The organism is Shewanella sp. Isolate13 (assembly GCF_022398325.1).
In the GTDB taxonomy this organism is placed as follows: domain Bacteria; phylum Pseudomonadota; class Gammaproteobacteria; order Enterobacterales; family Shewanellaceae; genus Shewanella.
Genome location: NZ_JAKEVD010000038.1, coordinates 1 through 20,430, shown reverse-complemented (window position 1 = coordinate 20,430; position 20,430 = coordinate 1). Strand labels below are relative to the sequence as shown.

The 20,430-nt window shown below is 47.2% G+C and carries 12 protein-coding genes; 4 read left to right on the top strand and 8 right to left on the bottom strand.

Going from position 1 to position 20,430, the window contains the following annotated elements; translation table 11 throughout:
- Nucleotides 1-13 precede the first annotated feature (13 nt).
- From recC to L1D44_RS18445, 4 genes are all read left to right on the top strand, one after another.
- Nucleotides 14-3,817, top strand: coding sequence for an exodeoxyribonuclease V subunit gamma (recC, locus tag L1D44_RS18460; protein WP_239892762.1), 3,804 nt, complete (start codon nt 14-16; stop codon nt 3,815-3,817).
- A gap of 73 nt (nt 3,818-3,890) precedes the next feature.
- On the top strand, nt 3,891-7,568 hold the full coding sequence (gene recB / locus L1D44_RS18455; protein WP_239892780.1) for an exodeoxyribonuclease V subunit beta: 3,678 nt from the start codon (nt 3,891-3,893) through the stop codon (nt 7,566-7,568).
- Entirely contained in the window at nt 7,565-9,544 is a 1,980-nt protein-coding gene (recD, locus tag L1D44_RS18450; protein WP_239892761.1) for an exodeoxyribonuclease V subunit alpha, read from the top strand. Before recB ends, recD begins: the two co-directional genes overlap by 4 nt.
- A 217-nt stretch (nt 9,545-9,761) precedes the next feature.
- Complete coding sequence (locus L1D44_RS18445) at nt 9,762-10,766, top strand: D-alanine--D-alanine ligase (protein WP_239892760.1); 1,005 nt, start codon at nt 9,762-9,764, stop codon at nt 10,764-10,766.
- 101 nt (nt 10,767-10,867) lie between these two features.
- On the opposite strand, the gene L1D44_RS18440 is transcribed toward L1D44_RS18445, so the two are convergent.
- The 8 genes from L1D44_RS18440 to L1D44_RS18405 form a co-directional block, all read right to left on the bottom strand.
- Nucleotides 10,868-11,467 carry a cytochrome c3 family protein gene (locus tag L1D44_RS18440; protein WP_239892759.1) on the bottom strand — a complete coding sequence of 200 codons (600 nt, stop codon included), beginning with the start codon at nt 11,465-11,467 and terminating at the stop codon, nt 10,868-10,870.
- Between the two features lie 8 nt (nt 11,468-11,475).
- Nucleotides 11,476-11,961: a nitrate reductase cytochrome c-type subunit gene (locus L1D44_RS18435; protein ID WP_239892758.1), complete on the bottom strand. Its 486-nt coding sequence runs from the start codon at nt 11,959-11,961 to the stop codon at nt 11,476-11,478.
- Nucleotides 11,962-11,973: 12 nt separating this feature from the next.
- The gene (napA, locus tag L1D44_RS18430; protein WP_239892779.1) at nt 11,974-14,463 is read right to left on the bottom strand and encodes a nitrate reductase catalytic subunit NapA; all 2,490 of its coding nucleotides are present in this window, start codon (nt 14,461-14,463) and stop codon (nt 11,974-11,976) included.
- 2 nt (nt 14,464-14,465) lie between these two features.
- Entirely contained in the window at nt 14,466-14,723 is a 258-nt protein-coding gene (locus L1D44_RS18425) for a chaperone NapD (protein WP_239892757.1), read from the bottom strand.
- A 43-nt stretch (nt 14,724-14,766) separates the two neighbouring features.
- Complete coding sequence (locus L1D44_RS18420) at nt 14,767-14,925, bottom strand: periplasmic nitrate reductase, NapE protein (RefSeq protein ID WP_239892756.1); 159 nt, start codon at nt 14,923-14,925, stop codon at nt 14,767-14,769.
- A 547-nt stretch (nt 14,926-15,472) separates the two neighbouring features.
- The gene (hrpA, locus tag L1D44_RS18415; protein ID WP_239892755.1) at nt 15,473-19,360 is read right to left on the bottom strand and encodes an ATP-dependent RNA helicase HrpA; all 3,888 of its coding nucleotides are present in this window, start codon (nt 19,358-19,360) and stop codon (nt 15,473-15,475) included.
- Nucleotides 19,361-19,577: 217 nt separating this feature from the next.
- Nucleotides 19,578-19,994 (bottom strand): CBS domain-containing protein, encoded by a 417-nt coding sequence (locus tag L1D44_RS18410; protein WP_220767500.1) that lies wholly within the window; start codon nt 19,992-19,994, stop codon nt 19,578-19,580.
- A gap of 177 nt (nt 19,995-20,171) precedes the next feature.
- A partial coding sequence (locus L1D44_RS18405; protein ID WP_239892754.1) for a phosphate-starvation-inducible PsiE family protein occupies nt 20,172-20,430 on the bottom strand: 259 nt, incomplete at its 5' end.

Below are 20,430 nucleotides of genomic sequence, written 5' to 3'. Positions count from 1 at the left end.
TTAAAGGAACGCCATGCTATATCTAGTGCAATCAAACCAAATGGAAGCGTTATCAAAGCTTTTAGCTAATGAGTTACGTAGCCCATTGCCAAACAGCCCACTGTTGATGCCAGAGCATATTTTGGTGCAGAGTCCCGGTATGTCCACCTGGTTACGACTAGAGATAGCAAGGCAGAATAATATCGCAGCGGGTCTCGAGTTTCCGCTACCCTCGAGCTTTATCTGGCAACTGTGTCATACCCTGTTAGAAGATGTGCCTAAAGAGAACGCCTTTACCAAGGCCGCGATGACATGGAAGCTAATGGAGCTGCTACCCACGCTTATCGACCGAGAAGATTTTGCGCCACTGGCAAATTATCTCAATAATGGAAACCCTGAAAACTCTGTTAACAGCGCCAATATTGCTAACTCTGAAGATGTCGATGCTGAAGCTTATTCACTCACTGAATCACTATCAGAACAGGGGGAGCAAAACCCACTGAAGCTCTATCAGCTTTGTGGCCAAATCGCCGACATCTTCGACCAATATTTAGTGTATCGCCCCGACTGGATCAGTGCTTGGGAAGCCAATGAGCCCACCTTGCCACCAAAAGGCGATAAACTCAGCCCTGCGCAGGCTTGGCAACCCATCCTGTGGCGTGCGCTGATAGAATTTAATGGCAACACCTTAGGTAAGAGTCGCTATCACCGCGCTAATTTGCACCAAGCCCTGTTCGATGCACTCGATGATCCCAACACCAGCCTAGAGGCTCTGCCCAGACGCTTATTTGTATTTGGGATCTCCTCTATGGCGCCGCAAACACTCGATGTGTTGCACTATTTAGCCAAGCGCATCGATGTGATTATGCTCAACTTAAGCCCATGCCAGCACTATTGGGGCGATATTGTCGATCCACGCCTACGCGCTCGTATGGCGCTACAATACGCCGATAAAAACAAGCTGGAAGTGGAATGGGAAGATAAGCTCGAAGTGGGTAACCCACTGCTAGCTAACAACGGTAAGATGGGCCGTGAATTACTCGACTTACTGTTAGAGCTCCCCGAGGAACATACCGCCTTCAACTTAGACTGCTACCAAGAGCCGACTCCAAACAGCATGTTAAATGGTGTGCAATATGACATCTTAGAGCTGACCACTCGCGGCCAGAGCCTAGGACCCGATGCCACGCTGTACTTGAGTTTAGAGGGCCGCCGTGTCATTGCTGAGTCAGATGACTCAATCACGGTCCGCAGCTGTCACAGCCCGCTACGCGAAGTTGAAACCCTGCATGATCATCTACTGGAGATGTTGTCTAGGCCTCTCACCGAGGAACAAGTTGCAGACGGAGTTACGCCGTTAGCCCCCAAAGATATCGTGATCATGATGCCCGATGTTGCGGCTTACGCTCCCTATATCGATGCGGTATTTGGCGCGAAACAGGGTGGGCATTATATCCCCTATGCCATTGCCGATCGCGGCGCAGCGCAAGAGTCACCGCTTATCGCCAGTTTCTTACACCTATTGAAAATTAACCAGAGCCGTTTTGGCCTCACCGATATTCTCAGCATTTTAGAGGTCCCGGCTGTGCTACGCCGCTTCGAGCTGGACGATGAGAGTTTGGCGGTGATCAAGCGCTGGTTGGAGCAAGCCGGGGTTCGCTGGGGACGAGATGAAAACAGCCGTAGCGAATACCAACTGCCTGCGTTCGAGCAAAACTCATGGTCATTTGGTATTAAGCGGTTAATTTTGGGCTACAGCTTCAGTGACGATGCCCCGCTTTATCAAGAGCGACTATCGGTGAATGGCGTTGAGGGGCAAACGGCGCAGGCGTTGGGTAAGCTACTCGACTTTATCGAAGCCCTCGATAACGTGCACCTATCACTCGCTCAAGCCTGTAGCCTAAGCGAACGTATGGCGCAGCTTGAAGCCATCCTTGAAGACTTCTATGAGGTTGACGATGACGAGCTAGTCCAACTCCAAGAGATCCGTGAAGCCATTGTTAAGCTCAATGAAGAGCTCACCGAGGCGGGTCACACCACGCCGTTAACCATAGAAGTGATTCAGAATTGGTTTAACAGCCGCTTATCTGAATCTCGGGTCGGCCAGCGATACCTGGCCGGTAGCGTCAACTTCTGTACCTTGATGCCCATGCGCTCCATCCCCTTTAAGCTAGTGTGCTTACTGGGCATGAACGATGGCGTCTACCCGCGGGTTCAACACCCAGTCGGCTTCGATCTAGTGGCGCAAATGGGACCAAGAAAAGGCGACCGCTCACGTCGCTTAGATGACAGATACCTGTTCCTTGAGGCGATTCTTTCGGCTCGAGAGCAACTCTACATCAGCTATATCGGCAATAGCGAACGCGATGACTCGGAGCGGATCCCATCGATGCTGGTATCTGAACTTATCGAATATTGCCAACTGGTTTATCTGCCACAGTCTCTTGAGGCGCAAGCAAGCGCACAGGCACGAGAAGCGGATGGCAACGCATCACAGCAGCTTATCGATAAGATTGAAAAAGGCGTGACTGAGCACCTGATCCGCAAGCAGCCTCTGCAGCCCTTCGATCCGCGTCTCTATCGCACGCCAAATAGCGCAAAGAGCCAAGATGATACCAAGCTACAACAGAGCTACTCGGCGCAGTGGTGCCCAGTACCTGCGCAATCAAGCGAAGGGACAAACGCTTCAACAGAGAAAGCGCAAACAACCGCGAGCTATAACGGCTTTATCGGCCAGCATACTCAGCTACTGCCTTTTAGCGAGAATGCCCTCGATGAAACCATTGATAGCATGGGGAGCAATATCGAGGAGCTGGAGCTGTCGGCACTGATCCGTTTTTTTAGAAATCCGGCGCAATATTTCTTCAACCGTACCTTAAAGGTCGATCTGGGGCTGGATATTCAAGCCGATGATAATGACGAGCCCTTTAGCCTCAACGCACTTGAGCGCTACAAGCTGCAGGCTACACTACTGGATAACGCCATCGAAAATGGCGAAGAGCGGCCACAGCAGGCGCTACTCGAGCGGTTAAAAGCCCAAGGAAACTTGCCATTAAAGCCCTTTGATGATCTGATTTTAAATCAATATTTACATGATATTAAGCCGCTTATTGGTCGCTGCTTATACTTAAAAGGCGAAGGCGCTCACTCGGTAGATATCGATCTATTATTCGATGACGTTGGTGACAACGGTAATGCCGACCTTGCACTGAACCTTGTTGGCCGTATCGATGACTTAAGTGCCAAAGGACTCGTTAACTATCGCCCGGGAACGGCCAATGGCCGTGACTTAATCCGGGTCTATCTGCGCCATCTTTGCCTCTGCGCCATGAAAGGCGAAACTCATGTTCAGGCTCAATCAGTATTTAGCAAGCTAGTAACCAGCAGCAATGTGGTGAGTTACCTGCTCGATATCGGCCACTTCCATGCCTTCGCCCCCGTTACGCCCAAGCAGGCAAAAGCACAGCTTAAACAATGGCTAAGCTGCTTTAAACTGGGGCAAGTGCAGCCACTGATGTTTATGCCGCGCACCGCCATGGCTTATGTTGAGGCTGAGGGCTCTCATAAACAGAAGCTTATTGAGGCGCAGTCACAGTGGCTCGATGAACAGAGTCAGTTAGGTGAAGGACTAGAGCCCCACTTTCAACGTCTATACCGCTTCCCTGAAGATTTTAGTGAGCAAACCTTCGCTAAAACGGCGACTCGCTTACTGCAGCCGCTTCTAAGCTTGTATCACAAAGACAAGCTCAGTGAATTAGCCACCTTCGTTGAGGCTGGACTCGACACCGTTGATCTCGCGTTAGTATCGACGCCAAATGCTCAAGGCGAGGCTAACTAATATGAGTGACGAGATGATTGATGGTTTTTGTGATGGTAAGGGCGATAAAATGAGTGAGAGCCAAACAGAAAATATGACTACTTCAGCCAATACATCGCAAGCTGGCAATATTGTGACCGAAGCGCTAGATACATTGACCCTTCCCTTTGGCGGTAGCCGTTTAATCGAGGCCAGCGCGGGGACAGGCAAGACCTTTACCATTGCCGGACTCTATGTACGCTTGCTGCTCGGCCATGGTATTGACGCACCTTTAACCTGCGAGCAGATCTTGGTGGTAACCTTTACCAATGCCGCAACAGGTGAGCTTAGAGACCGTATTCGTAAGAAGATCCAGCTAGCCTACCGCTGCTTTATCGGCCTAGAGATCGATGATGAATTGATTAACTCACTTTATCGTGCAACGCCTGAAGCCAGTCTGCCAATCGCCCGTAAACGTCTCGACTTGGCGCTTAAATCCCTCGATGAAGCGGCAATCTTTACTATTCACGGATTTTGTCAGCGTATTCTGGCGGATATGGCATTTGAGTCATCCTTACTGTTTGAGTCTGAGTTTACCCTCGATGATAGCGAGTTTCTGCACCATGCGGTGCGAGACTTCTGGCGCGAGAAATGCTATCCCTTATCTGGCTGCCTAGCAGATGCGATCATCGGCAAGTTTAGCGACCCCGATGCCCTCTCGCGTCAACTCAGGCCGCTTCTTGGTGCAAGTAGTGCAGTAGCCAGCCCCAAACCTCAAGCCTTTGATAAGCTCGAGGCTGAGCTGACCCAAAGCCTTAGCCGCTTTAAACTTATCTGGCCTAGAGAGCGTGAGCAAACAGAAACCTTATTGCATGAACTGCCACTTAATGGTGCGCGTTTTGGCAAGAAGACTGATGGCTACCCAAAACTGGCCAAGATGCTCGATGATCTTGATAACTGGGTCGCCTTCGGTCAGGCACTGCCACCTGCAAAAGTACTTGAAGCCCTATCGCTTAATGGGCTTAAGCTCAATAAAGGCGGTGAAGTGCCCTCGGCGCAGCAAGCGCCGATGCTGGATCATATCGAAAGGTTAGCTCTACTTATCGCCAACCTTATTCCAAGCTTTCTCTACTGTGCGCGGGATGGCATCGGCACACGCTTTGCCAAGCAAAAGCTTGAGCGCAACCTGCTGACCCCAGATGATCTGCTACTAACACTGGCTAAAGCGCTTAAGGTAAGTCAAGAGAATCGCTTAGCCAGCAGTATTGCCCAGCGTTTTCCAGTTGCACTAATAGACGAGTTCCAAGATACCGACCCACTGCAGTTTGAGATCTTTAACTCGATTTACCAAAGCGCTGCAACAACCAGCACTCTTGCTAGCGCCCCGGCACAGAACGATAAACTTAGCCTGTTGATGATTGGCGATCCAAAGCAGGCGATCTACGCCTTTCGCGGCGCCGATATTCATACCTATATTCAGGCTCGCGCCCAAACCGCTAAGCACTATAATCTCGATACCAACTATCGCTCGAATCGGCAGATGGTGGAGGCGGTCAACGGCATCTTCGGTCACAGAGACGATTCCTTTATCAGTCAATCGATTCCCTTCGAACCAGTAAAGCCATCAAGCTTTGCTGACAAAAAAATACTCAATGAAAAGAGTGCTGACAGTAGCGCCCTTAGATTAAGGCTATTAAGTGAAGAGGCAGAAAAAGGCCTCAATAAGACCACGGCTAGACAGCTCATTGCTAATGATGTGGCCGATGAGATTGCCAAACTTTTAATCGATGCACAGCAAAACCTGTGCGCGATTGGCAAAAAGCCACTAAGAGCAAAAGATATCGCCATCTTGGTCAGAGACAGACACGAAGCCAATGTGGTTCGGGCCGCATTGAGTCAACGTCAAATAGGTTCGGTCTTCTTAAGCCGTGATAGCGTGTTTAACACCTTAGAAGCTCGCGAGCTTGCGCTGGTACTTTATGCCATGGCAGACCCTAAGGATGAGCGCGCATTACGAAGTGCCTTAGCCACCTCACTGCTCGGCTACAGCGCAGAGGCGATCCATAGCTTTAACCAAGATGAAGATAAGCGTCAGACCCTGCTTGAGCAGTTTGCCCAGCTACAGCAGGTATGGTTAAGGCGTGGGATCATGCCTGCCCTGCTGACCCTTGCCGCCCAGACCCAGATCATCGAGCGCTTACTGAATGGTGAAGAGGGAGAGAGGCGCTTAACCGACTTTAGACACTTAGGAGAGCTGCTGCAGCAAAAAGCCACCGAGCTCGATGGCAGCAGCGCGCTGATCAACTGGTACGAACAAGCGCTTATCGAAAACCAGCCAAATGAAGAGGCGCAGCTACGTTTAGAGAGCGAACAGAACCTAGTACAAGTGGTCACCATTCATAAGAGTAAGGGGCTTGAATACCCTATCTGTTTCGTGCCGTTTGTCAGCCTGAGTCGCGATAACCGTAAACGCCCCGCCCCTATGCTATATCATGATGACAATCGGCTTATCTGGGATATAGAGCAGACAGATGAGGGCTGGGATCGACAAAAACGTGAAACCTTAGCCGAAGATCTACGCCTACTCTATGTCGCGCTAACGAGACCCGTGCTTAAGTGTTATCTGTATATTGCCAACCACAGCCGGTTTACCAAAAAATCCGGTATGACGAGTCAGTTACACGAAACGGCAATCGGGTATCTGTTAGGGGTTGAAGATAAGGCTTGTGATTACGAGAGATTGCTGGCTCAGGCTAAACAACTGCAACAAAAGGACCCTAAGGCCATCAGCCTGACGGAACTGCCTGCGGCGGGGGCGGATGAATACACTGACACTACACTTGTTGTACTAGAGAAAGAGGACGCCGCCGAGCAACAATTGGCGCCTAAAGCGCTCAATCGTCCTATGCTAACACCTTGGCGTGTAGGCAGTTACTCAGGTCTTGTAAAACATTTGGCCCATGAGAAGGTGCTACCGGGTATGGATGATGAACAGTTCCCAGAGCTGGATGTGATCCAAGATGAAGTCGATAGCTCACCATCGCGCTTTACCTTTGAGCGCGGCGCCAATGCCGGTAGCTTTATGCACTTAGTGTTAGAGCTAATTGATTTCACTCAAGCGCAAACAGATCTTGAGCTGCAGCTGCCTATCGCCATGGCAAAATATGGTATAGATGAGAGCTGGACCGACGTACTGAAAGAGTGGTACCTAGACTTACTTCATGCGCCATTAGCCAAGGATAACTCGCTAATGCTAGCGCAGCTAAAACCGGCACAAAAGTTGGTTGAGATGGAGTTTTATCTGCCGATCACTCAGCTCAATGCCGACAAGCTCAACTCGCTTTTACTTGAATTTGGTTACAGTGCCGGCCTTGATTTTGATGAGTTACAAGGCATGCTAAAAGGCTTTGTGGATTTAACCTTTGAGCATAATAATCAGTTCTTTATCGCCGATTATAAATCGAATCATTTAGGTGATGACTTAAGCCAATATCACTTTACCAAGATGCAGCATGCGATCCGCAGTCACAGGTACGATCTGCAATACATCATCTACACCCTTGCCCTGCATCGCTATCTGACACTGCGTATGGCGAATTATGATTATGATCTGCATATCGGCGGCAGCTTTTATCTGTTCCTACGGGGCATGTCGGCAAGCAGTCCACAATCCGGCGTATTTTACGATAAACCGCCTAAGTTACTTATTGAAAAGCTCGATGCCTTATTCGGGAACATGATGACAGCACACAATTCTGAACAAGCGAATAGCGCTCAAGTGGAGGCAAAATGATCACCACCACTAAGCCTATTAACCAATTACTCAAAGAGTGGCAGGAGCAGAGACTTATCACCTCCCTCGACCGCCACTTTGCCCTGCAATTAGCCCAGCTTCATCAGGAGTCTGCGCCACTATTTACCCTCATTTGTGCCTTAGTGAGCCAGTATCTATCGAGCCAGCATACCTGCTTGCCGCTAAAACAGATCGATACCGAAAACCCGTTTAAAGAGCAGCTCAGCCAGTGCCAAATAAATCTACAAACCGATGAGCTTGAAGATGCGCTATTGCAGTTTGACGCCATCGGCACCGCCGATGACGCCGAGCTTAAGCCACTGATTATCGATAAGGGTAATTTATATTTACAGCGCTATTTCAGCTACGAAACACAGGTCGCCGAGCATCTCAATCGGCTCGCATTCGCGGCAGTCGACTCCAGCCTTGATGATAATACTGAACTCACTAACGCCAGTGAGCTATTGAATCAACTGTTTCCCGCATCTGAGCAGCAATACGATTGGCAGAAAATAGCCACCGCCACGGCGATGACCAAAAAGCTCGCGGTGATCACTGGTGGCCCGGGTACGGGTAAAACCACCACGGTGACTAAGTTGCTGTACTTGTTGTGTTCCAGACAAGAGATGACCATCAGACTGGTCGCGCCAACCGGTAAGGCGGCGGCACGTCTGAGTGAGTCAATCAAGGCTTCAAAGCTGAGGCTTGCCAGTGAGATGAGCCAAATGGGCATAGTCGATCTGGATAAAAACATCGCCAACATTCCAGAAGAGGCGGCTACCCTACACAGACTGCTGGGGGTGATCCCAAACTCTCACCAGTTTAGGCACCATAAAGATAACCCGTTAAGGCTCGATCTGCTCGTCGTTGATGAAGCTTCCATGGTGGACTTGCCCATGATGCACAAGGTGCTATCGGCGTTACCCGAGCATGCAAGATTGATCTTGCTCGGCGACCAAGACCAACTCGCCTCGGTTGAAGCTGGCGCGGTACTTGCCGATATCTGCGCAGGGTTAAAACAGGTCAATAAGAAGACTAAACAAACTCGCTGGAAGATGCATTATTCACAACCCCAAGTTGAACTCTTAGGTCAGTTAACTCGCACCTCGTTAGCGGAGTTTGTTAGCCCAAATCCTAGGATTGGTGACAGCCTATGTATGCTGATGCACAGCCACCGCTTTCAGGGCGATGCGGGTATTGGCCAACTCGCAACAGCGGTCAACCACTCAAACTTAGCGCGCATCGCTGAAGTCTGGCAATCAGGGTATCAAGAGCTGCTGTGGATAGAGCATGCGCTAGCCAATACTAGCCATGGCAGTAGCTCGTTTGACAATAAAGGGCTAGACAGCTTGCTCGAACAGAGTGTCGAGCAATACGGTGTCTACCTAGCGGCTATGTCCCAGGGTGAGATAGACGCCGATAAGATTATCGACAGCTTCAACCAATACCGTATTTTATGCGCCATGCGCGCAGGAGAGTACGGCGTTGAAGGAATAAACCAAAGCGTGACTAAAGCGCTCGCAGCCAAAGGCTTAATCCAGCCAGAACAAGAGTTTTATGCAGGCCGCCCGGTTATTATTCAAAGTAATGACTATAACTTAGGGCTATTTAACGGTGATATTGGACTTATCCTGCCCGATTGCAGTAGCCAAAGTCGCCGCTTAATGGCGCACTTTATCCAAGCCGATGGCAGCTTACTCAAGGTGCTACCCGCGCGGTTACCTAGCCATGAGACCTGTTACGCCATGACGGTTCATAAGAGCCAAGGCAGTGAGTTTAGTCATGTGTCTTTAGTGTTACCGATAAAGCCGAGTGTAGCGCAGCAGCAACTGTTAACCAAAGAGTTAGTCTATACCGCCATCACTCGTGCTAAGCATCACTTTACCTGCCTAGGCAGCCAAAGAGTGTTTGAGCAGGCTAGTCGTAGCCTCACCCAGCGCGCCTCGGGCTTGGCACAGCGTTTGTGGCGCGATTAACCTTATATCTCGAGTTTCAATAGCGCACCTTAGCCTAAACAGGTGCGCTAAATTGGCTAAATAAATTGCACTCATAGCTCTGTAAGGCCAAAGGGGCTACGGACTCGAATATAAAAACAGCATTTAAGCTAAATCGGCTAGGCAATACTTGCATTAAAAAGTGATTAAGCCATAGTGATTCAGCTGACTTTTATCATGGGTAACAGGTGGAGACAAAATGACCCAGAAGAATTTATTACTATTGTGTGGTGGCGGCGGTGATGAGCACAGCATCTCACTGTTATCGGCCAATTATTTTGAAGCGCAATTAGCCACGTTACCCCACTTCAATGTGCTACGTGTTGAGCTCAATGCTAAAGGTCAATATCACACTCAGGCAGGCGAGCTTTGCGAGTTAACCAATAGCAAACAGATCCGCTTCGATGATGAAACGAAAGCCCCTTGGGATGTGGACTATGTGATCCCTTGTATTCATGGCTACCCAGGTGAAACCGGTGACATCCAGTCCTATTTCGGCTTGATCAACCTGCCCTACTTTGGCTGTGATTCTGAGTCGAGCAGCAACTGCTTCAATAAAGTAACCGCCAAGATGTGGTTTAGTGCACTCGGGATCCCAAACACCCCTTATATTTTCTTAAGTGAATTTAATCAGCAGGCTTTGGAACAAGCCAAGGCAGCACTAGAAAATTGGGGCTCAATCTTTATTAAAGCGGCGTCACAGGGCTCATCGGTAGGTTGTTATCGCGTCGATAACATCGAGCAGCTTGCCAGCTCATTAGAAGAAGCCTTTACCTTTTCACCTTATGTGGTGATCGAGAAGACGATTACCGCCCGTGAGCTAGAAGTCGCCACCTATGAAGTTGATGGCGAGATCATCGCGACTAAACCTGGTGAAATTATCTGTGCCAGCAATACCTTCTATAGCTTCGATGAGAAGTATGCCGAAAACAGCCAGGCACAAACGGTAATTGAAGCCGATGTTGATGAAGCGATTGCGAAGCAAATTCAAGAATATGCAATTAAAGCCTTTAAGGGGATGAAGTTACGTCATCTGTCGAGAATTGACTTCTTCTTAACTGAAGATAACGAAATTCTGCTGAATGAGATCAACACCTTCCCAGGTCAAACCCAGATCTCTATGTTCCCTAAGATGCTACAAAATCATGGTCATGATTTTGCGCAATACCTTTCGGGTAACATTATGGCGCAGTTAAAAAGCTAACGTAAAATCTTACGTAAAAACCAGCGACTTTAGCCTTAAAAACAAAAGCCAGCGCAATATGCGCTGGCTTTTTAGTTTCAAGCTATCAAAACAAGATTGGGCTACCAGCCTTCAACACCTTTCATATCTGGAAGGTGGTGGGCAATACCCTTATGACAATCGATACAGGTCTTTTCACCACTGGCTAAAGAAGTAGAGTGCATCTTAGCCGCTCGCGGTGATTGGCGAGTAAAGTCCATGTAATCGAAGTTGTGACAGTTACGGCACTCAAGCGAATCATTGGCCTTTAAACGTGCCCACTCATGCTCTGCAAGCTCACGACGCTTCTCTTCGAACTTTTCGCGGGTGTTAATGGTACCAAACACCTTACCCCAAACCTCTTTCGATGCTTGCATCTTACGGGCTATCTTATCGGTCCAGTTATGCGGTACGTGACAGTCTGGACAAGTTGCTCGTACGCCACTTCGGTTAGTGAAGTGAATAGTCGACTGCATCTCTTGGTAGACGTTGTTTTCCATCTCGTGGCAACCAATACAAAACGCTTCTTGGTTAGTGACCTCTAAGGCGGTGTTAAATCCACCCCAAAAAATCACACCAGCAACAAAACCACCAAGAGTTAGAAAACCTAAGCTGTAGTGAACACTTGGCTTTCTCAGCACCGTCCATACCTTTTTAAGGAAAGATCGTAATTTAGCGATCATAACTACTCCTAGTGTGCTTTCTTATTAGAATCGGCTTTAATAAGCTGATCCATATCCACAAACTCGTTAGGCACTAAAATTTTAGCGTCGAGCTGTGAAACGTGACATTGTGTACAGAAGTAACGTCTTGGAGACAAGGTAGCTAGGAAGTTGTTCTCTCTGTCCATATAGTGAGTCACACTCACCATAGGTGCCTGAGAGTCCCCTGTGCGACTACGGTCATGGCAAGACATACACTTATTCACTTTTAAGTTCACCTGGTAGCCGTCAATTTTATGAGGGATAACGGGTGGCTGCATCGGATAGTTACGCACTTCCTTGACATCAGAGTTAATCACTTTTTGCATTGCCGGTGGCGTTGGCTCTACGTTTAGCGGTGCATCACGCAGCGTCGCTATCTTGTCAGCAGGGATCACCTCAGCTGCAACATTAAACGCACTTGCTAAAGATAAGCTCATCAAAGCGGCTGCAGATACTCGTGTTAATGTTTTCATTATTATTTCTCCTTATGCCTTGACGATCTTCACTGCACACTTCTTAAAGTCCGTCTGTTTAGACAGAGGATCGGTCGCATCGAGTGTCACCTTATTAATAAGCTGACTGGCGTCGAACCAAGGTACAAATACCAAGCCTACAGGTGGCTTGTTACGACCACGAGTTTCTACTCGGGTCTTGATTTCACCTCGACGAGAAATAACACGCACCTCATCACCACGACGTAGACCACGTTTTTTCGCATCTTGTGGATGCATAAAGCACACTGCATCAGGGAAGGCGCGATAAAGCTCAGGGACACGTTGCGTCATTGAACCAGAGTGCCAATGCTCAAGCACACGACCTGTCGACAACCAGATATCAAATTCATCATCTGGTGATTCAGCCGCTGGTTCGTATGGCAGAGCATAGATAACCGCCTTACCATCTGGCTTACCGTAAAACTCGAACCCTTTGCCTGGCTTCACATAGGGATCGCTGCCCTCTTTAAAGCGCCACTTGGTCTCTTTACCGTCAACAACTGGCCAGCGTAGACCGTGAACCTCGTGATAGGTATCGAATGGTGCAAGATCGTGGGCATGGCCGCGACCAAAGGTCGCGTACTCTTCAAAGAGACCCTTTTGCACATAGAAGCCAAACGCTTCCGCTTCGTCGTTCATGTATTTGCTGTTTCTATCCGATAGCGGGAACTTCTCCACATTACCGTTTTGAAATAGCACTTCGAACAAGGTCTTACCTTTAAAGTCTGGGTTAGCAGCGAGTACGTCTGCAGGCCAAACTTCATCGGTTGTAAAGCGCTTTGAGAACTCCATCAGCTGCCAAAGATCTGAGCGTGACTCTCCCGGCGCTTTGACCATCTGATGCCAGAACTGGGTACGACGCTCTGCGTTACCATAAGCACCCTCTTTCTCAACCCACATAGCGGTAGGAAGAATAAGATCGGCGGCCTGTGTGGTCACAGTTGGGTAAGCATCAGAAACTACGATGAAGTTTTCAGGGTTACGGTAACCCGGTAAACCTTCTTGGTTGATATTAGGTCCTGCCTGCATATTGTTGTTCACCTGAACCCAATAGGCATTGATATCACCGTCTTTTAGACGACGATTTTGCTCAACTGCGTGATAACCTGGCTTTGGTGGAATAACGCCACTTGGAATACGCCAAATCTTTTCTGCTATCGCTCTATGCTTAGGATTCTTAACCACCATATCTGCAGGCAAACGGTGTGAGAAGGTACCGACTTCACGAGCGGTACCACAGGCTGATGGCTGCCCCGTTAGCGAGAATGGGCTGTTACCCGGGGTCGAGATCTTACCCGTTAATAGATGGATGTTATAGATAAGGTTATTACACCACACACCACGAGTGTGCTGGTTAAAGCCCATGGTCCAGAAAGAGGTGACTTTCTTATTCGGATCGGCATATAACTCAGCTAATTCAACCAACTTATGCTCTGGTACGCCAGATAGCTTACTGACTGACTTAACATCATAGTCAGCAACGAAGGTCTTAAATGCATCAAAATCGATAGCAGTAGACTTACCCGCTGTCTTTACATTCTTCGCCGCTTTTTGTAGTGGATGCGATGGTCGCAGACCATAACCTATATCTGTTTCGCCTTGGCGGAAGTTAACGTGCTTATTAACAAAGTCCCAGTTAACTTTATCATTTTGAATGATGTAGTTAGCTATGTAGTTAAGAATTGCTAGGTCGGTTTGAGGGGTAAAGACTATGCCTAAGTCAGCAAGGTCAAATGAGCGATGCTCAAAGGTTGAAAGAACAGCCACATTCACTTGAGGTGCGCTTAAGCGGCGGTCTGTTACACGGCTCCAGAGAATTGGGTGCATCTCGGCCATGTTTGAGCCCCAAAGCACGAATGCATCGGCCGCTTCCATATCATCATAACAACCCATTGGCTCATCGATACCGAAGGTTCGCATAAAGCCACCTACCGCAGAAGCCATACAGTGACGCGCGTTAGGATCGATATTGTTAGAGCCAAAACCCGCTTTCATCAGTTTTGAAGCCGCGTAGCCTTCCCAAACTGTCCATTGGCCAGAACCAAACATACCAATAGCGGTTGGCCCTTTCTCTTTGATGGTTTTCTTCCACTTTTGCGCCATGGTGTCAAACGCGGTATCCCAAGAAACGGAGGTAAACTCACCGTTCTTATCATACTTACCATCAGTCATACGTAGCATTGGCGTTTGCAGTCTATCTTTACCGTACATGATCTTAGATAGGAAGTAGCCCTTAACACAGTTAAGGCCCTTGTTGACTTCACTTTCTGCGTCACCATGGGTTGCAACCACTTTGCCATCGCGGGTCGCGACAATCACCGAGCAACCTGTACCGCAAAAGCGACACGGTGCCTTGTTCCATTCTAGTTTTGTTTCTTCTGAACTTGTGATCAGGTTACTCGCGGTTGCGGGTAAGGCTAAGCCAGCCACGCTTGCAGCAGTTAATGCTGCATTGGCCTTCATAAATTCGCGTCTGTTCATTTTCATTGTTCACCCTCTTCAAGCACTTCACTTTGGTGATAAACCATTGCAGCCGATAACACTCCAGGTATGGCGTTAATAGTTTCGATACTTGTCATTAATGATTTCTGGCTATCGCCTTCTAGCACTACGACCAATTTCACTTCGTTATTTACCGACAATTCAGCATTTTCCATATCAATAATGGTTTGCCTTACTGTGGACATCTGCTCAGGCTGTACTTGAAGTACTAAGCTAGTTACGTGAAGTTCATTGCTCATCTTTATCACTCTATTTATTTGTATTTATTTTGTTTTTATCGATTTAGCCAGCACCTGGCGGACCTGTTAGAATTTGGCCGAACCAAATTGCAAAACCTAATCCTGACACAAGCAAAATAGATAAAAGTGGGGCGAGAAAAACGGTTAGAAAAATAAATATTCTAAATTCTAGCTTTTTCTCATCATTCGGTGTGGAACTCATAAATCCTCCAACAAGTGGGGCTATCTAACATGATTTTATGGCGGCCTGAACTACTGTAAAACAAGATAACTCATTGCCTTTTTAAGGTATTGATTATGTACTTTTATCTTGCTGAAAATGATATCAATAAGTTAACAAGGTTCTGTATACCCACAATTCGGTAAAACCATAGGTTGGTTGATCCAGATCATCATTTTCAACAACAAGGTACGAAGATCACCCTTCCTAACCCATTTCCACGATTAAATAACCATCAAAAACACTTATTAAGCTATCCATAACATACTAAACAATGGGTTGGGAGCGGCTAAATTTCAATCAAACTTGGCAGTTTTATAACAAAATATTCACTAAGAGGTATTAAGCTTATTTTAAGACAGGTTAAATATTGCGCGATACGGCAGAGATTGAAGCTAGAGAGTAAAGCCCATAGGACCAATAATAATTGGGAATTTAGCTGACAGGATTCCCGTGATGGGATGGAAGGTAATAAAAAACGCACGTCATAAACGTGCGCTTTTTTTACGAAAAACAGCTCTTTTTTACATCATGCTTGGGCTATCTGATTTAAAATTCGCTTCTCTGAAATGGGGTAAGCAGTACCTAATACTTGGGCAAAGCAGGAGACGCGGTATTCCTCAATCATCCAACGCGCTTCAATTAACACCTCAGGTGTTGGCATCGACTTAGGCAACTTAGCCATCTGCGCCTTTAACACCTCTTGCACCTTATTGATGCTGTGCATATGCAAGCGGTCTCGATTTGGGTCCACTGGAAGCTTCTCTAAGCGGTTTTCAATTCCCTTGAGATAACGGTTAAGATCGCCTAATCGCTGCCAACCGGATTGCTCCACAAAGCCTTTAAACACCAGTTGATCCAGTTGGTTTTGAATATCGCTCATCGCAAAGGCGATATCTAGACTGATCTTGCCCTTCAAGCGTTTCTTAATTCGATTGTAGATGGTCAGAATTTCCTCTACCTTCAGCGCAATTTTTTCAGCCGCTGGATTAAGCTCTTGTCTCACCCAGTCTTTCGCCTCGGCAAACGAGGCTTCAGAGCGCACATCTAAGCCCTTTTCGTCCAACAACTGCTGTACTGCTGCCGATAAAATATCATCAATCAAGATATTAACCTGCCCAAATGGATTAAAGTACATCGCCAGCTTTGCTTTGTTAGGCAGTGACTTTTGCAGATGTTTTACCGGCGAAGGAATATTGAGCAGCAGTAATCGCTGTAAACCAAGCTTATGCTGTTTCTGTGCCTCGAACTCATCATCAAACAATTTGATCGATACACTGCTCTTATCATCTACCAACGCGGGGAAGGCTTTAACCTCAAAGTTGCCCTTCTTCTGCTCAAATTGCTTGGGCAGATCACCAAAGCTCCACTGCTCAAGCCCTTTTTGCTCAATACCAGAATCCGCGACCTTGCGGATAGCCTGCACAACCTGACCTTGCATACTTGCCTTTAATGGCTCCAGCTCTCGTCCTTCAGCGAGCAACTTACCCTTGTCGCCTTCTATCTTAAAGTTAACGAGAAGATGTTTAACTAACTGAGTAGTATCAAAGTCATCCGGCGAAATACGGGTACCACTCATGCGCAATAGTTGTTTGCACATTGCATCGATTAAAGGCAGCTCAAAAGGCGTCATCGCCTGTAAACAGGCTTTAGCGTAATCTGGCGCGGGTACAAAATTTCGGCGCAGTGCCTTAGGCAATGACTTGATAAGTGCAATAGATTTCTCTTCACGAAGACCCGGCACTATCCAGTCAAAATCAGCTTCATCAACTTGATTAATCAATGCCACAGGTATGTGCACCGATACACCATCGTCAGCAGCCGATGGTTCAAAGTGATAACTGACATTAAGCACTAAGTTACCCTTATGCCATTTTTCTGGGAAATCCAAGGCCGATATATGCTCACTACTACGCTGCATCAACGACTCGCGCTCAAAGTCTAAAAGCTCTGGTGTAGTTTGCTTAGCTTTTTTCCACCACTTTAAGAATTTAGGTGCGTTATAGATCCCATCAGGGATCTTGGGCTCGTAGAATGCATATAGCGCCTGCTCATCCACCAAAATATCTCGGCGACGCGACTTATGCTCAAGCGATTCAATATCCAGCAGTAGCTTCTGGTTTTTGATGAAAAATGCTTCGTTAGTTCGCAGTTCACCGTCTGCCAATGCCGAGCGAATAAAGATTTCACGGGCTTCAACTGGCTCGACTGGGCCATATTGCACCTTACGGCGATTAACGATTTGCAAACCGTAGAGCACTTGATTCTCAAGCGCGACCACCGAGCCCTGCTTGGACTCAAAATGTGGTTCGACATAGTTTTTCTTCACCAAATGTGCCGCTAGAGGCTCAACCCACTCAGGTTGAATTTTAGCGCAGCAACGTGCGAACAAGCGCGAGGTTTCGGTGAGCTCTGCCGCCATGATCCATTTGGGGCCTTTTTTAGCTAAAGGTGAACCTGGGAACACAAAGAACTTTCGATTGCGTGCGCCTAAGTATTCATTGTCTTTATCTTTAAAGCCAATATGGCTTAATAGACCCGTCAATAAAGAGCGATGCAAGCCTTCATAATCAAGCTCTTCAGTCGGAGAGTTAAGCTTCCACTTAAGCTCATGAGTGGCTTGCCTTAACTGAGTGTACAAATCTTGCCATTCACGAACCCGCAGATACGCTAAAAACTCAGCTTTACATTGCTTTCTAAACTGGCTACTCGATAACTCTTTCTGGCTTTGTTTAATGTGATCCCAAAGATTAAGCCATGAAACGAAATCAGAGTCTTTATCGCTAAAGCGATTATGTGCCTGATCTGCCGCTTGCTTCTTGTCCATCGGGCGCTCGCGAGGATCTTGAATAGAAAGACCTGCGGTGATCACTAAGGCTTCATGTAAACAACCATTTTGCTGCGCCTCAATCACCATACGTGCCAGCCGGGGATCCACAGGAATATGCGCCAGCTGACGCCCAAGCTGAGTCAGATTCAGCTTACCTTTACCCTTTGTGACAGCTTGCAGCTCTTCAAGCAGCAAGAAACCGTCTCGAATGTAACGCGCATCAGGTGGCTGAATAAATGGGAAGCCTTCGATATCGCCTAAACCAATCGACAGCATCTTCAAAATTACTGAGGCTAAGTTAGTACGCAGGATCTCAGGGTCGGTAAATTCAGGACGTGAGATAAAATCATCTTCACTATAAAGCCTGATACAGATACCTGGTGCAACACGACCACAGCGCCCCTGCCTTTGATTGGCACTGGCTTGAGAGATAGGCTCAATGGGCAGGCGCTGCACTTTAGTTCGGTAACTATAACGACTAATCCGTGCAGTACCGGGGTCAATCACATAACGAATGCCGGGTACAGTTAGTGAGGTCTCTGCAACGTTGGTTGCCAATACAATACGGCGGCCAACGTGACTCTTAAAGACTTTTGACTGCTCACCATAAGAAAGACGAGCGTATAACGGTAAGATCTCTGTATCGCGGTAATTACGGCGATTTAGCTGCTCGGCAACATCTCGAATTTCTCGCTCACCATTCATAAAGATCAAGATATCACCAAGACCTTCCTGCATAAGCTCATCGGTAGCCGCAAAGATACCCTCGATAAGATCGAGGTCTTCATCTTGATCTTGCACCAGTGGACGATAGCGGGTTTCAACCGGATAGGTACGCCCAGACACTTCAATCACAGGAGCATTGTTAAAGTGTTTCGAGAAACGTTCAACATCAATGGTCGCAGAGGTAATAATCACCTTAAGATCTGGACGCTTTTGTAACACGTTTTTCAAATAACCCAAGATAAAATCGATGTTGAGGCTACGCTCGTGGGCCTCATCAATAATGATGGTGTCGTATTGATTTAGGTATTTATCGTTAGTTAACTCGGCCAATAAAATACCGTCAGTCATTAACTTGATATAGGAGTCATTATTAATGGCATCGGCAAAGCGCACTTTAAAGCCGACCACTTCACCGAGAGGGCTATTAATCTCTTCAGCAATACGGGTGGCAACGCTACGGGCCGCTAATCGGCGTGGCTGGGTATGACCAATCAAACCGCGAGAGCCTAAGCCAAGCTCGAGACAGATCTTCGGTAACTGAGTGGTTTTACCTGATCCGGTTTCACCCGCAACAATCACCACCTGATTATTGGCAATCGCTGTTGCAATTTCATCGCGCTTTTGCGAAACGGGTAAACTATCGGGATAATTAATGCTTGGGCGATTAGCTAAACGCTGCTCAACCTTTTTACGTGATTCAAGCGCCAACTGCTCAAGATTTTCGAGGGTGGCCGTTTTTTTCTCAGAGTCAGGCTCTTTTCTGAGCCTAAACAGACGACGCCTAATTTTTGCGGCGTCCGCTTCATAACAGGATTTTAAGAATGCGTTAGATAAAGGATGCTGTTGCGAACTCAAGTGCAAATTCCATAGCCAAGACGAAAGAGAGTGATCCTAGCAAGGAACGTTGCAGGTTGGTATAGCTGGCTTAAAAATACTTTATCTTCTCAAGCTAAGCACGCTATTTAACATTGCTAGAGCATACTCAAATTAAGGTGAATTAATAAGAGTCAGCACCATGACTCACTCTTATCAAATTACAATCGATAGTAGTGCGTTATTTAAGTGATTCTGACTACGATCATGCTGGCGACAGATAACACTGTTGCATATAGGTATTAATCGCTTCGAGTACATTTGCGCGGCTAATAGTACCGACCACTTTGCCCTCCTCCACCACAGGGTAGATCTTAGGCTTGGGGCCTAACATCTGCTCAGCCAGTTGTAACACGCTCGAGTCTGGTGTGACCGACAACACATCGGTACGCATGCAATCTTTAACTATCGCAATTAAATCACAGTGATAGCTACTCTTAAGCATTACAGCTAAACAGTCTTGCTGAGATAAGAACCCCACTAAGCGACCGTCCGCTTCAACTACAGGTGCACCAATCTTTTTATGCTCTAGCAATTGTTCAACAGCCGTTGCAAGCGACATAGAAGGCGTTAACAATACAGGTTGGCGATCCATGTGTTCTTTTACGTTGATTGAATCCATTTCATTCCCCTATTAAGTTGCTCTTTTTTAGTTTAGCTAAGATTTAGCAACTACGGCGGGGATTAAAGCGATAAAGTTAATCGGAAAAAGGGGTTAGCTGCACTACCGCGTTGTCTGCGACCTAGAGCTTACTCAGCAATTGGCCTGAGGACACCGCTGTGTACGCCCCTTCATTTGTTAGGCGTTTTTACCACGATAGCAAAATTTAATAAGCGCATAACAAGCACCTAGCGCAACAATAATAAGGCCCAGACCTATTATTGCTAACGGGTCATATTTATCTAAATCTAATAAGATCACCTTCCTAGAAACAGCAATTACCGCCACCAGCAAAATAACTTCTGCATGAATAACGTTTTCCTTGAAGTACATTTCTATTGTTTCTATTAGCACGAAACCAATTAAAATAATAAAAAAGAAACCAAATATTTTAAGT

Bases quoted from the DNA above. Each gene is read 5' to 3' on its own strand.
- recC (WP_239892762.1), top strand. From the start codon at position 14: ATGCTATATCTAGTGCAATCAAACCAAATGGAAGCGTTATCAAAGCTT.
- recB (WP_239892780.1), top strand. From the start codon at position 3,891: ATGACTACTTCAGCCAATACATCGCAAGCTGGCAATATTGTGACCGAA.
- recD (WP_239892761.1), top strand. From the start codon at position 7,565: ATGATCACCACCACTAAGCCTATTAACCAATTACTCAAAGAGTGGCAG.
- L1D44_RS18445 (WP_239892760.1), top strand. From the start codon at position 9,762: ATGACCCAGAAGAATTTATTACTATTGTGTGGTGGCGGCGGTGATGAG.
- L1D44_RS18440 (WP_239892759.1), bottom strand. From the start codon at position 11,467: ATGATCGCTAAATTACGATCTTTCCTTAAAAAGGTATGGACGGTGCTG.
- L1D44_RS18435 (WP_239892758.1), bottom strand. From the start codon at position 11,961: ATGAAAACATTAACACGAGTATCTGCAGCCGCTTTGATGAGCTTATCT.
- napA (WP_239892779.1), bottom strand. From the start codon at position 14,463: ATGAACAGACGCGAATTTATGAAGGCCAATGCAGCATTAACTGCTGCA.
- L1D44_RS18425 (WP_239892757.1), bottom strand. From the start codon at position 14,723: ATGAGCAATGAACTTCACGTAACTAGCTTAGTACTTCAAGTACAGCCT.
- L1D44_RS18420 (WP_239892756.1), bottom strand. From the start codon at position 14,925: ATGAGTTCCACACCGAATGATGAGAAAAAGCTAGAATTTAGAATATTT.
- L1D44_RS18410 (WP_220767500.1), bottom strand. From the start codon at position 19,994: ATGGATTCAATCAACGTAAAAGAACACATGGATCGCCAACCTGTATTG.